10 protein-coding genes and 3 pseudogenes are annotated in these 12,406 nt (G+C 58.1%); 5 read left to right on the top strand and 8 right to left on the bottom strand.

What is annotated here, in order from left to right; all coding sequences use genetic code 11:
- Positions 1 to 31 precede the first annotated feature (31 nt).
- The 6 genes from JN403_RS01105 to JN403_RS01080 all read right to left on the bottom strand — a co-directional run bounded on the left by JN403_RS01105 (position 32) and on the right by JN403_RS01080 (position 4,916).
- Entirely contained in the window at positions 32 to 598 is a 567-nt protein-coding gene (locus JN403_RS01105) for a DUF4136 domain-containing protein (protein WP_205484850.1), read from the bottom strand.
- A 42-nt stretch (positions 599 to 640) separates the two neighbouring features.
- Positions 641 to 1,270: a DUF4136 domain-containing protein gene (locus JN403_RS01100; RefSeq protein ID WP_205484849.1), complete on the bottom strand. Its 630-nt coding sequence runs from the start codon at positions 1,268 to 1,270 to the stop codon at positions 641 to 643.
- 46 nt (positions 1,271 to 1,316) lie between these two features.
- Complete coding sequence (locus JN403_RS01095; protein ID WP_205484848.1) at positions 1,317 to 2,066, bottom strand: methyltransferase domain-containing protein; 750 nt, start codon at positions 2,064 to 2,066, stop codon at positions 1,317 to 1,319.
- A complete protein-coding gene (locus tag JN403_RS01090; RefSeq protein WP_122535334.1) occupies positions 2,063 to 2,368 on the bottom strand; it encodes a MazG-like family protein in 306 nt (101 codons plus the stop codon). Before JN403_RS01090 ends, JN403_RS01095 begins: the two co-directional genes overlap by 4 nt.
- A 247-nt stretch (positions 2,369 to 2,615) precedes the next feature.
- Positions 2,616 to 3,473, bottom strand: a complete 858-nt coding sequence (locus JN403_RS01085) for a MaoC family dehydratase (protein ID WP_205484847.1) — start codon at positions 3,471 to 3,473, stop codon at positions 2,616 to 2,618.
- 87 nt (positions 3,474 to 3,560) lie between these two features.
- A complete protein-coding gene (locus tag JN403_RS01080) occupies positions 3,561 to 4,916 on the bottom strand; it encodes a 3-oxoacyl-ACP reductase (RefSeq protein WP_205484846.1) in 1,356 nt (451 codons plus the stop codon).
- 117 nt (positions 4,917 to 5,033) lie between these two features.
- Between JN403_RS01080 and JN403_RS01075 the strand changes: the two are divergent.
- From JN403_RS01075 to JN403_RS01065, 3 genes and pseudogenes are all read left to right on the top strand, one after another.
- Positions 5,034 to 6,310: pseudogene (locus JN403_RS01075) on the top strand (acetyl-CoA C-acetyltransferase).
- A gap of 109 nt (positions 6,311 to 6,419) precedes the next feature.
- Positions 6,420 to 7,222, top strand: a pseudogene (locus JN403_RS01070) (helix-turn-helix transcriptional regulator).
- Between the two features lie 233 nt (positions 7,223 to 7,455).
- Positions 7,456 to 8,349 (top strand): PA4780 family RIO1-like protein kinase, encoded by an 894-nt coding sequence (locus tag JN403_RS01065; protein ID WP_205484845.1) that lies wholly within the window; start codon positions 7,456 to 7,458, stop codon positions 8,347 to 8,349.
- A gap of 362 nt (positions 8,350 to 8,711) precedes the next feature.
- Here the strand turns inward: JN403_RS01065 and JN403_RS01060 are convergent, their stop codons facing one another.
- Positions 8,712 to 9,050, bottom strand: coding sequence for a hypothetical protein (locus JN403_RS01060; protein ID WP_205484844.1), 339 nt, complete (start codon positions 9,048 to 9,050; stop codon positions 8,712 to 8,714).
- 1,077 nt (positions 9,051 to 10,127) lie between these two features.
- Positions 10,128 to 10,676: an Ig-like domain repeat protein gene (locus JN403_RS01055; RefSeq protein ID WP_205484843.1), complete on the bottom strand. Its 549-nt coding sequence runs from the start codon at positions 10,674 to 10,676 to the stop codon at positions 10,128 to 10,130.
- 302 nt (positions 10,677 to 10,978) lie between these two features.
- Between JN403_RS01055 and JN403_RS01050 the strand changes: the two genes are divergently transcribed.
- Both JN403_RS01050 and JN403_RS01045 read left to right on the top strand, forming a co-directional pair.
- Positions 10,979 to 11,905, top strand: coding sequence for a hypothetical protein (locus JN403_RS01050; protein WP_205484842.1), 927 nt, complete (start codon positions 10,979 to 10,981; stop codon positions 11,903 to 11,905).
- A gap of 67 nt (positions 11,906 to 11,972) precedes the next feature.
- A pseudogene (locus JN403_RS01045) lies at positions 11,973 to 12,131 on the top strand (serine protein kinase RIO); the annotation flags it as partial.
- Positions 12,132 to 12,406 lie beyond the last annotated feature (275 nt).

Here is a 12,406-nt window from a genome sequence, read left to right as displayed (position 1 = left end):
ATGAGTCACTTGCAAGTGGGTAATTCAACCCTCAATGCGGCGGGTACTGCTGCAGGATCTTCTGCACCGTCTGGCGCAACGCCTGTTCGCGCGCAGCAGGGTTGGCGTTGCTGTCGCTGACCATCTGCTCGGTGCTGCCACGCCAGACCAGCTTGCCGTCCTTGCCGTCGAGCATGTCGATCTGCAGGGTCGAGACCTTGTAATCGACGTTACGCGTCTCGGTGCCAATCGGCCCGCCCCAGTAGCCGCCCCACGGGTTGCCCCAATAACCGCCACCGCCGTAGTTGGTGGTGACCGTCTGCTGGCGGTTCTCAACGATCAGCCATGCCTGCAATTGGACGTCCGCTTTCACGCCGGGCGCTGCCATGCGCAGGCCGCGCTGCTCCAATTGATCGCCGACTGCCTGGCGGATTCGCTGCTCGGTGAGGTCACTCTTGATGCGCGGGTCGTTCGGCTGATATTGCAAACCCGGCTCTTTCCACGCCCAAGAGCGGTAGGCGCCGAAATCGCGCTGGGCGTCGAAGTCGCGGTTGACCCGATCGGTCTGGCAGGCGCCGAGCAGGAGGGCGACACAGAGGACAGCAATGCGGCGATACATGGGTTTCTCCAGCGTGAAAACAAAACGCCAACGGGCGTGAAATCAGGACGGCGGGTAAGCCGTCAGGGCTTGTTGTACGGCCTGGCGCAGAGCTTTGGCGCGGGTTGACTGGTCGCCGCCGCTGGCGGTTTCGGCACTCGCGCTCCAGACCGGCTGGCCGCTGCGGGCATCGAACAGGCTGATGCGCACCACGACCACCTGCTCTTGATAGGTGCGCACGATCGGGACGCTGGCATAACCGCCGTAACCGTTACGGTAGCCATTGCCGCCGTAGTAGCCCACACCTGAACCGCCGTAGTACGGATCGTAATAGTCGTCGCGCACCTGACGAATCCGGGTTTCGGCATGGGCATCAGCCGCGACGCGCAAGTCCGCCGCCTGCGGGTTCTGCGAAGGCCGCAAACCCCGTTGATCCAGCCCGTTGCTGACGGCTTCAGCCAGCTGAGCCGAGTCAGCCCACAGGGTGCCCGGCGGCAACTGACCGTTGAGCCAGGACCAATTGCGATAGCGGCCATAGTCGCGCGGCGCCGCAGGGTAGGCGCTCATGTCGATGGCATTGGCGGCCTGAGGCGGCGCCGGTGGAATGGCCGCAGACACGGCGCGATAAGGATTGGGGCTCTGGCAGGCGGCGAGGCCCAGGCAGAGAGAAAGCAAAGCGAGACGGCGTTTCATGAGGGTCTCCGCAGCGTGCGTTAAGCAGCGAGTAAACCAGCGTCTGTTATAAGGGGCGGCACATCCAGTGCAGGTAGCGTCCCAGTCCGGCGAAGGCCGGGTGGCGACGGTGGGCGAGCTCCATTTCCAAGAGGTCCGCAAGGTCGGCTCTGGCCTGAAACTCGACCGGCATGTAGTCGTGAAAAACCCGAACGCCACTCTGGGTTTCGACTCGCCACAGGGTGCCAAGTTGCGCCGCCAATTCGCGGGGATCAAGAGGCTCCTGGGGCGTCAGGCTCTGTTTTTCGCCGGCCAGGGTGTTCTTGCGCATTTTGCGGAAGTGGCCCTTGAGCAGGTTGCGGTAAATCAGCGCGTCGCGGTTGTAGAAAGCCAGCGACAGCCAGCCTTCGGGTTTGGTCAACTGATGCAGCACCGGCAGAATCGTGAACGGCTCGTCCAGCCATTCCAGGACTGCATGGCAGATCACCAGGTCGTAGCGCTCGGTCAGAATGTCGGGCAGTGCTTGCCACGGCGCCTGAATGAAGTTCGCCGTCTGCCCCGCGTCGGCAAAGCGCTGACGGGCGCCTTCAAACATAGGGGCGGCGGGTTCGGCCAGCGTCACGTCATGCCCGCGCTCGGCCAGCCACAGCGACATGTGCCCAAGCCCGGCGCCGATGTCCAGCACGCGCAACGGACGGTCCGGCAGGCTTTCGATAAGGTCAGCTTGTAGCACCGCCAACCGGATTGCGCCTTTGGCGCCGCCATAGATTTTTTCAGCGAAGCGCGTCGCCAGTTGATCGAAATGACGGTCACTCATTGGCTGAACCGCCGTTCGCTGTCGGTCAGTTTCGCGCGCACCACTTCATCCATGTCCAGCCCCAACTCGCTGCACAACAACAGCAGGTAAAGCACGATATCCCCGACTTCCTGCCCGGCGTGGGCCAGCTCATCAGCAGGCAGCTGACGCGACTGATCCTCGGTCTTCCACTGGAATATCTCCACCAGCTCGGCCATTTCCACGCTGGCGGCCATGGCCAGGTTTTTCGGGCTGTGAAATTGCCGCCAGTCGTTGTTATCGCGGATGCGATGCAGGCGTTGGGTAAGTTCGTCGAGGTTCATGGGGGTCTCCTGAAGGTGCGTAGCTTCAGGGGGATAAGAGATAGACGCAAGGGGGCGCGATGCGTCGCGCTGTACGTTTACGGTAGGGCACGGTTCTGAAGCCATTCCCGGCTGAAGCCGGTCCCACTAAACTGCCTGCGCCCCCGGACATTACTGACACGCCTCACGCTCTTAGTGGGACCGGCTTTAGCCGGGAAGGCGTCAGATGTCACACCGCAAAACCACTGGCGCACGATAGGCGCAGCCATCATTCCGACGCCGGCTGCCAATTCCCCAGCATATGCACAATCCCTTCGGCCCCTTCCAGCTTGAACTGCCCGTGCGACCCCGCCGCGCTGGCGGACAGCGTTACGCCGCTGGGCAGTCGCACCGGTTTGTGAAATTCCACCCATATCTCCACATTCGAGGCCGGCAGGTGATCTTCAAGCGCAGCCAGCGCCCGGCTTTTTATCCACAGCCCGTGGGCAATCGCCTTGGGAAAACCGAATAGCCTGGCGCTGCTGTCACTCAGGTGAATCGGGTTGTAATCGCCACTGACCTTTGCGTACTGGCGACCAATGTCCGACGGCGCCGACCACGTTGCCAATTCTGTCATCGGCAGCGGCGCGGGTTCGTAATCGCCTTCGATCTCGCCGTCCACGTGGACGCCCTGGCACAGCATCGTGCTCTCTTCCTCCCACAGCAGGCCCAGCGCATCCTCGATCTGTGTGATCAGACTGAACGTCGCGCCTTTGGCGTGGGGCTTGAGACGGTCGACACGCACGCTGACCTGCACCTTGATCACGCTGCCAAGGGGTCGGCGAATGCTGATCCGGTTACGCAGGTGCACCAGCCCGAGGAGCGGGAAAGGGAAGTCCTTGTCAGTGAGCAGCTTCATCTGCAGCGGGAAGGCCAGCACGTGGGGGTAAGTGGGCGGCAACAGGCTGCCGGGCACGAACCCGCAGACCTGGGCAAACGCCTTGACCTTGTCGGGGTCCACCGACATCCAGCATCGCAAACCCTGATCCGGCAATTGCGTCCCGCTGACTTTGCGCCGCAGCGCCGCTTGCATGAAGAGGCCGGGCAGGGCCGGGGGCGTGTCCAGATACCGCCAGTGCGCACTCATCGAGTTTCTCCAGTGGTCATGCTGCAGATCAGGTACGCCCGGGATCGACGGGGCGGCTATTCAATCGCTCATCTTCTCGATGCCCATTCAAGCACCGAGCACGCTCTGGCCGCACACCCGCAGCACCTGTCCGCTCATTGCGCCGGAACCCGGTTGACCGAGCCAGGCCACTGCTTCCGCCACGTCTTGCGGCTGCCCGCCCTGGCCCAACGAGCTCATGCGTCGGCCCGCTTCGCGCAAGGCAAAAGGCATGTGCGCCGTCATGCTGGTTTCGATGAAGCCCGGCGCTACGGCGTTGATGCTGATGCTCCGCGCTTTGAGCGTCGGCGCCATCGCCCGGGCATAGCCGATCAGTCCCGCCTTGCTGGTGGTGTAATTGGTTTGCCCACGATTGCCGGCCAGCCCGCTGATCGACGCCAGCAGAATCACACTGCCGTTTTCATGCAGCGCGCCGCTGTCGATCAGCGCCTGAGTCAGCACCTGCGGCGCATTAAGGTTGACGTCGAGCACCGAGTCCCAGAAGTCCGCCGGCATGTTGGCCAGCGTCTTGTCCCGGGTGATGCCGGCGTTGTGCACGACGATATCGAGGCCGCCGGGCAGGTGTTCAATCAACTGAGCCGCCGCGTCCGGCGCGCAGATGTCCAGCACCAACGCCTGTCCACCCAGACGCGCCGCCAGCGCATCGAGATCGGATTTGGCTTGGGGCACGTCCAGCAAGACGACCTCGGCACCATCGCGGGCGAGGGTTTCCGCGATAGCGGCGCCGATGCCTCGGGCTGCGCCGGTCACCAGCGCTTTGCGTCCGGCCAGCGGGCGAGTCCAGTCCTGAACCTGCTGATGGCAGGTACTCAGGCGAATGACCTGACCGGAGATAAACGCGCTCTTAGGCGACAGGAAAAATCGAAGCGCGCCTTCCAGCTGGTCTTCGGCCCCGTCCTCTATTTGCAACAGCTGAACCGTGCCGCCGTTGCGCATTTCCTTGGCCAGCGAGCGGCTGAACCCTTCGATGGCTTGCTGCGTGCTCGCGGCCAATGCATCGGATTGAGCATCCGGCGCGCGCGAAAGAATGACGACGTGGGCGCTGTTATCCAGATGACGCAGGATCGGTTGAAAGAATTCGCGCAACTGACTCAGTTGGGAGGTGTGCAGCAGCGCGCTGGCGTCGAACACCACGGCCTTGATCTTCGCGTTCTGCTCGGCAGTCCAGGGGTGAGCGCCAGTGACTTCGCCGCCAGCACTAAGAAGCACATCGGTCAGGCGCGGCGCAAAGTTGCTGACCCGCTCGGCCAGTGGCCCTGTGCTCAGCAACAATGCGCCCTCCACCGGACGCAACCGGCCCGCCTGCCAGCGCTCCAGCCGTGCGGGGGCAGGCAATCCGACGGCGCCGACCAGCTTACGGCCGAGGTCAGAGTTGACGAAGTCAATGTAGCGATCGGATGCCATGGAACACTCTCCTTGCGTCTGGGTTCGAATCAGTGGACCGCGTGGGTGGGTAATAGGTCCTACGCTGTTAGGCGGCGCTTCTCAAACGATAGACGCATTCAGGGCAGGGAGATTTCGATGACTCAGACACGACGCGTGGCCATTGTCGGCGGCAACCGCATACCGTTCGCACGCTCCAACGGCGCCTATGCCACGGCCAGCAATCAGGAAATGCTGACCGCGACGCTGGAGGGTCTGATCGAGCGCTTCAACCTGCATGGCCTGCGCATGGGCGAAGTCGCCGCCGGCGCGGTACTCAAGCACTCCCGTGATTTCAACCTCACCCGTGAATGCGTGCTCGGCTCAAGGCTGTCGCCGCAAACCCCGGCCTACGACATTCAACAAGCTTGCGGCACCGGTCTCGAAGCGGCGCTGCTGGTGGCGAACAAAATCGCCCTTGGCCAGATCGAGTGCGGCATCGCTGGCGGCGTCGACACCACGTCTGACGCGCCCATCGGCGTCAACGAAGACCTGCGCCAGATCCTGTTGCGGGTGAATCGCAGCAAAACCACGGCCGACAAGCTCAAGGCGCTGACGCAATTGCGCCCGCATAACCTCAAGCCGGAACTGCCGCGCAATGGCGAACCGCGCACCGGTTTGTCGATGGGCCAGCACTGCGAACTGATGGCGCAAAACTGGGGCATTCCCCGCGAAGCGCAAGATCTGTTGGCCTTGGAGAGCCACCAAAAAATGGCTGCGGCTTATGCTGAAGGCTGGCAGGACGATCTGCTTACGCCGTTCCTCGGCCTGACGCGCGATAACAACCTGCGCGCCGACGCGAGCCTGGAGAAGCTGGCCTCGCTCAAGCCCGCGTACGAGCGCAGTGCCAAAGGGACGCTGACGGCGGGCAATTCAACGCCGCTGACCGATGGCGCATCGGTGGTACTGCTCGCCAGCGAGGAGTGGGCCCATGAGCGGGGCTTGCCGATTCTGGCCTATTGGCGGGATGGCGAAGCCGCCGCCGTGGATTTCGTGCGCGGCGACGAAGGGCTGCTGATGGCCCCGGTCTATGCCGTTCCCCGTTTGCTTGCGCGTAACGGTTTGACGCTGCAGGACTTCGATTACTACGAGATTCACGAGGCCTTCGCCGCTCAGGTGCTGTGCACGTTGAAGGCGTGGGAAGACCCCGAATACTGCAAAACTCGTCTGGGCCTTGATGCGCCCTTGGGAGCAATTGATCGCAGCAAACTGAATGTGAAAGGCAGCTCGCTGGCGGCCGGACATCCGTTTGCCGCAACGGGTGGGCGGATTGTGGCGAACCTCGCGAAACTGCTGAGCAAGAAAGGGGAGGGCGCGGGTTGATCTCTATATGCGCCGCAGGTAGCCAGGGCGTGACGGCCATCATCGAAAGCTGATGTTGATTAATGTTTAAAGGGGACAGATTTATTTACAACGCTTCACCGTAAATTAATCTGTCCCCGTCTCAAGAACATCAAACAAATCAGATCCCTTAAGTCCGCAGCGATGACAACCGACAAACATCCCTCACGCAGCCCCGACACCCAGCGTCAAATCCCGACGCTTGAGGCCCTGCCGCGTGCGCTTTACGCCCGGGCCGAAAGCCTGAGCCAAGGCTCATGGACCCCGACGCACCGCCACGACTGGGTGCAGTTTTCCTACGCGATCAGCGGCGTGCTCGGTGTGCACACCCCCACGGCAGTTTCTTCGCGCCGCCGCAATGGGGCGTGTGGATTCCGGCCGGGCTCGACCATGAAGTGGTCACGTCTACCCGCGCCGAGATGCGCAGCCTCTACGTGCGCAAAGAGGATTGCGATTGGGGGCCGGACCGCTGCCGGGTGCTCGAAGTCACGCCGCTGGCCAGGGAGTTGATAAAGACGTTTTGTCAGCTGCCAGCGGATTATCCGGAGGTCGATTGCGCCGAGTCTCGCCTTGTTCAGGTACTGCTCGATCAGTTGGCGAATTTGCCCGAGGTGGGTTTCTCGCTCCCGCTACCTCGTCACCCACGCTTGCTTGCACTGTGTGGTGAACTGATCGAAACACCGGATCAAGCGGTCACCCTTTATGACTGGGCGGCGCGTTTGAACATGTCTGAAAAAACCCTGACGAGATTGTTTCAGCGCGAAACCGGCTTGAGCTTCAGGGGCTGGCGGCAACGGGCACGCCTGCTGTCGTCACTCAATGCGTTGGAGGAAGGGGTGAGCGTTACAGGTACGGCGCTCAACTGCGGTTACGATTCTACGTCGGCTTTTATTGCTGCTTTCAAAGGGTTGTTCGGCAGGACGCCTGGCGAACTGTTTCGCGGGTGAGGAGGCAAGACCGTCTCGCCACGTTGTTGCCGCTCATCGATAAACGCTGCCGTGCAGAGGAAAGATCGTTGGAATGATGCGTCGGCACGAATGCTGCTTGGCCAAGTGTGAGGGATATCGTGAGACAACCGGCATACAGTCAATCGACCTGACCCCCTACTCGCTGGCAGAGGATTGCCGTATAACGAGCAACAATCGCGTGTTTGGCAACGAAGGACCCCCAATAAAAGCTGATGAAGACTCCTAAACGCATTGAACCCCTGATCGAAGACGGTCTGGTGGACGAGGTGCTGCGCCCGCTCATGAGCGGTAAAGAGGCAGCTGTTTATGTGGTGCGCTGTGGCAATGAGCTGCGGTGTGCCAAGGTTTACAAGGAGGCCAACAAACGTAGTTTCCGTCAGGCAGCGGAATACCAGGAAGGCCGCAAGGTCCGTAACAGCCGACAGGCCCGCGCCATGGCCAAGGGGTCGAAGTTCGGCCGCAAGGAAACCGAAGACGCGTGGCAGAACGCCGAAGTCGCGGCGCTGTTCCGTCTGGCAGGGGCTGGCGTGAGAGTGCCCAAGCCGTTCGACTTCCTTGAGGGCGTGCTGTTGATGGAGATGATCTGCGACGAGTATGGCGATGCGGCGCCGCGTCTGAATGACGTGACGCTGGAGCCGGATCAGGCGCGCGAGTACCACGCGTTCCTGATTCAGCAGATCGTGCTGATGTTGTGTACCGGTCTGGTGCACGGTGACCTGTCCGAGTTCAACGTGCTGCTCACGCCAACCGGGCCGGTCATCATTGACCTGCCGCAGGCCGTGGACGCTGCCGGGAACAACCACGCATTCAGCATGCTGGAGCGCGACGTCGGCAACATGGCATCGTACTTTGGTCGTTTTGCGCCAGAGCTCAAGAAGACTCGCTACGCCAGGGAAATGTGGTCTTACTACGAAGCTGGCACCTTGTCGCCCGCAACAGTGCTGACCGGCGAGTTTGACGAGCCAGAAGAGGACGCTGATGTTGGGGGTGTGCTGCGCGAGATTGAAGCGGCACGGCTGGATGATGCAAGGCGTCAGGCAGCACGTGCTGCAGACGACGCGCCACCTGGAAAAACCGAAGAACCGCCTCCGCCCTGGATGCAGTAGTCGGTCATTAAAAACCCGGCTCAGGCCGGGTTTTTATTTGGAGAACTGATGAGGTCTGCGCGTCGACTATAAAGGGTCGAATCTTGGTTTCTCTCTGGGCTCAGGCGCTTACCCAACTGAGCTTTGTTATTTGGAAAGGCTCATCACCGGGTGAAAATTTCAGCTTGAAGTAGCGCATGCTGGCGTCGACAGTATTTATCCCTGGCTTAAGTAATGGGATGTAGTCGTATCCTCGTTATATTCGTTACCCAGCGTGAGGGTTGGTGACGCGATTGACGCATTGGAGACGTCGACAGCCATTCCAGGAATAGTCGATGGGAAGAGAAACGTAATAACAGCGCCTTGAGTGTTGTACTCGTTGATCAACGAGAGGACGCTTTGTGCGGCGGACATTTCAATACGAAACTCGGGGTGACTGATTGTCCAGAAAAGCCAATATGGAATATCAAACCACTGGATAAGAAGTAAGGGCTGCTGGCTTTCAGGTCACCTATGGGGATGCTGCCCCAGTATTCCGTTGTGGAAGAAATATTAAAAGTCCGAGAGGATGAAGGGACACCGATGCCCTGTTGGGCTGTGATGACGTGCCTACCTTCTTCCAGGTTGTTCAGGGTCATAGACCAAGTATGATTACTGCCAATCGCGGCGTCGCCTACAGGCTTACCGTTGTCATAAATAGTAATTGAATCGTTAGTTTTCACGGTGGTTACCTCTGGCTGGGTTAACATTGGCTACGTCGGCCGCTTATAAAGCAGTGTTAAAAGCTTGTTCTCACAAATTATGAAGTTTTGAGAGCTCTTCATGCAAGGATGTAGCAGTGCTTCATTCCCAGCTAAGGCCAATGAGTTGAATGTATTGCTCGGGTTCTACGATGAAGTATCGAGCGGGGAAGGGACATTCATAAGTTTTTTCAAAGGAAGATCCATCGTAAGTCACGGTGGTCTCGTAGTTGGCCGCATTTCCGAATGTCAACTTTCCTGCAGTGGACGTGGTGTTGGGGCGCTTAAATGTAAGTGTTCTGGCTGGCGTAGGCAATATAAACACTATCCGAGCATCAAGGCCTTTATCACCTACTTCTCCTGCAGCGACGAGATTCATGCGCCCTTGTTTGTCGCGCTGGAGAGAGAAAGTGCTGGCATCTTGTCGTAGACGAGCGTCAAAAAAACAAGCCCGCTATTTGTCATTATGTAGGGCGTGTGTTGCTTGACGACTCTCGGGGTCTGTTCGCTCCAATCCTCACTCCCTGGTCCGGATTTAGAGTTCTGAATGGTTTTTGAGTTTAGCTCGTTACTCGTTGGATTTTTCGTAATGCGCTCACTGAGGTAGTGACGATTGGCATGCTCTCTTGCCGATTGACGCCAGTGGTTGTAGCAAAGTCGAAGCCTCGTCTCTGCCTCGGATGCAGTGATCGATTGATGAAACTCGGCTCAGACCGGACGCTGGCTTTTATACCGACGCTATTCTCAGGAGTTGCGAGAACAAGTAGTGAGGATCTGACGGCGTCAGCCTTATGCTGCAGTTGAAAAGCGCTGGTTTTCCCCTGTTACGGGCTAGCCAGGAAGGATCTATCTTGAAGTTGAGATAGGGGTTACTGCCAAACACGGGCGTTGGCCTTATATCCGCGGACCATTCGTCACCTCCAGCACCAATGGCGCGAACGTTAGCGGTGCTGTCGACCTTGAACTGGGTTTGCTTATGCACTCTGAGATTATCGTGCGCCCCGTTTATGGTCGGGGCATCCACTTGAAATGAATGTCCGTCTACCGTGAGAAGCAGCGTTAACGAGGTGAACGTCTCTGTGCTGGGGGGCGTTTCACGGTGTAGTAAAGGGATGCGTTGTGGCCAATGGCATCAATGACTTCATATTTAGATATTAAAAACGGTTGCAGCGACGGTGTGTCTCCTACTGTTTGTATGGGGGAACCAATGGTGATATTTCGACCCGCCCAGTACGCTCTTACGGTGTCGCCAGGCTTCATGTTTAACATGTCGCCAAACTTATTATTGTAGTCCACCATGCAATGAATCTCGTCGTTCACCTCATAATAGTCCAGTCGCTCTCTATTGCTCGCAACCAAGCTTGCTTCCCTCACATGAGGTGCTCCCAGGTTCATTTCTTCCTCGGTTATCGAAATGCGCCATTCGTTTGAGCGGCCGGTCGTAGAACGGGCAGTAAAAGTATGCAAGCCGAGCGGGAGGTTTTGCGTGGTGAATGACCAGGTGTTTCCGTTAGTTGTAGCCGTTCCCAACAGGACTTCTCCGTCATAGATGCCAATCGTCCCCACGTCTCGTGACGGCTGAGTAACGGGTGTTGTAGATGGATTCATTGATAATTCCTCGGAAGATTGCAAAAACATGTGATGAGAACTCAAGGCTAGAAAGAGAGTTTTAATTCGTCAAGTTTTAGCGCAAATTTTTCTTTCTTATAGACGTTCGAAATTAGGGGTCGCGGTATATTTCTATTTGGTTTTAGCTACTGTCAATGTTGACAGTAGCTGTCCTTTAGTGTTGAGCGAAATATGGTGGTGCAGCTTAGACGGTTGAGCGGTAAGTCCCCTTTCTTGATGAAGGATTCTTGCGGCTCGGCGGTCTGCCTATTTCAGGGCCAGTCGACCAGGAGGTCTGCGCCATGTTGAGATTAAAAGCGTTATTGGTTTGTTTTTTTGTCATGACGATCACGTCATGTGCAACCGTTGATAGAAGCACGGCCCCTTTCCCACCGCAGCAAACACCGAGTATTCAGGAAGACCTTGGTCAGCAAGTTGTCAGGCACTTGACGACACGCTACGCCGATGTCCGATCCAACTGCGGGACAGATTCCCAGCCTGCGTTTTTATGCAGTGGCGTTACGATCAGAGGTACTGCTAGCAATCCGACTTACCATGTGTGGAACAATAGTCCGGCCTCTCTCGCGAAAGGTGGGGTCTCACTTTCCTACCTGAGGGCCGATTCGAAATTTGAGAAACTGGCCTATGGATATACCAATGGCTATATCTTTAACGCCTATTTTTATGCGGGTAATCAAATTCATCCGGAGGTCTTGTGCTTTTTCCCAATTGACGCTGGAACGGTCAACAGGGCCGGTAAAGGGTGCGGGGCTTATCCCGGTTTCGCTGGGAGCGGGCCTTGTCATTTGCAGGGAGTCGATACAGCGGCCAATTTTTGGACCCACTACAACGCTCACTCTGATAGCCGACACTCTTACCAATGCGGCTTTGACGTCACGGATGGTCGCAATACATTAGCTGGCCCAGCCTTTGCTGCCGGCGTTGGTGCCATGAAGTTAATGGGGGCAGAGTCTTTTGGTACCCAAAATGAATTCATCATGGCCGCATGGGCAGATGGCCTGGGCAAAACCCTGCCTCTGGAAGCATTTTTTTACCTCAACGGCACAGACGGCTTGTCGGTTGCGCAAAGGAATCAGCGGGACCTGAAAGCTACGGATGGTCGATTGATCCCGATTATCAACGTCAAGTTGTCGCGCAGTACAACCGACCCTGCGACGTTTTACTACCTGCCTGCGGATCAAACCGAACCGATGCCGCCAGCCACGTAGTCACTGGCGTCACACAGAGCTGTGAGCCTGTGTCTGTCATTCATGAAACACCTTGAGTACCGGCTGGACCGGCGAGTTTGACGAGCAGGAAGAGGACGCTGACGTCGGGGGTGTGCTGCGCGAGATTGAAGCGGCACGGCTGGATGATGCAAGGCGTCAGGCAGCACGCGCTGCAGACGACGCGCCACCTGGAAAAACCGAAGAACCGCCTCCGCCCTGGATGTAGTGATCGACCCAGAAAAAACCCGGCTCATGCCGGGTTTTTTTACACCTATATGTAAAGTTAAAGCGGGTTGACTCTGAGTGGTTGGGGAAACAGAAAGTGACTTCCATCGTCCATCAGTCTCAAACTGTAGTTGAACACAACTGGGCGACCTTTATTTTTGATCAAGCCACCCTGCATCGATTAGGAAATCCAAAGAATCACTGGTAACGAACTCCCTGGGATGGCTTTCCCATTCTGTCACCCCTATCGCTCTGGCCCGGTCTGTAGTCGTGCTG

Origin of the sequence: Pseudomonas sp. 15A4 (genome assembly GCF_016925575.1) — a bacterium.
In the GTDB taxonomy this organism is placed as follows: Bacteria; Pseudomonadota; Gammaproteobacteria; order Pseudomonadales; family Pseudomonadaceae; genus Aquipseudomonas.
This window is presented reverse-complemented; position numbering and strand designations above follow the sequence as displayed.

What these genes read in the sequence shown, in the direction of transcription:
- JN403_RS01050 (WP_205484842.1), top strand. Translation starts at nt 10,979, where the DNA reads ATGTTGAGATTAAAAGCGTTATTGGTTTGTTTTTTTGTCATGACGATC.
- JN403_RS01085 (WP_205484847.1), bottom strand. Translation starts at nt 3,473, where the DNA reads ATGAGTGCGCACTGGCGGTATCTGGACACGCCCCCGGCCCTGCCCGGC.
- JN403_RS01100 (WP_205484849.1), bottom strand. Translation starts at nt 1,270, where the DNA reads ATGAAACGCCGTCTCGCTTTGCTTTCTCTCTGCCTGGGCCTCGCCGCC.
- JN403_RS01105 (WP_205484850.1), bottom strand. Translation starts at nt 598, where the DNA reads ATGTATCGCCGCATTGCTGTCCTCTGTGTCGCCCTCCTGCTCGGCGCC.
- JN403_RS01065 (WP_205484845.1), top strand. Translation starts at nt 7,456, where the DNA reads ATGAAGACTCCTAAACGCATTGAACCCCTGATCGAAGACGGTCTGGTG.
- JN403_RS01090 (WP_122535334.1), bottom strand. Translation starts at nt 2,368, where the DNA reads ATGAACCTCGACGAACTTACCCAACGCCTGCATCGCATCCGCGATAAC.
- JN403_RS01080 (WP_205484846.1), bottom strand. Translation starts at nt 4,916, where the DNA reads ATGGCATCCGATCGCTACATTGACTTCGTCAACTCTGACCTCGGCCGT.
- JN403_RS01055 (WP_205484843.1), bottom strand. Translation starts at nt 10,676, where the DNA reads ATGAATCCATCTACAACACCCGTTACTCAGCCGTCACGAGACGTGGGG.
- JN403_RS01095 (WP_205484848.1), bottom strand. Translation starts at nt 2,066, where the DNA reads ATGAGTGACCGTCATTTCGATCAACTGGCGACGCGCTTCGCTGAAAAA.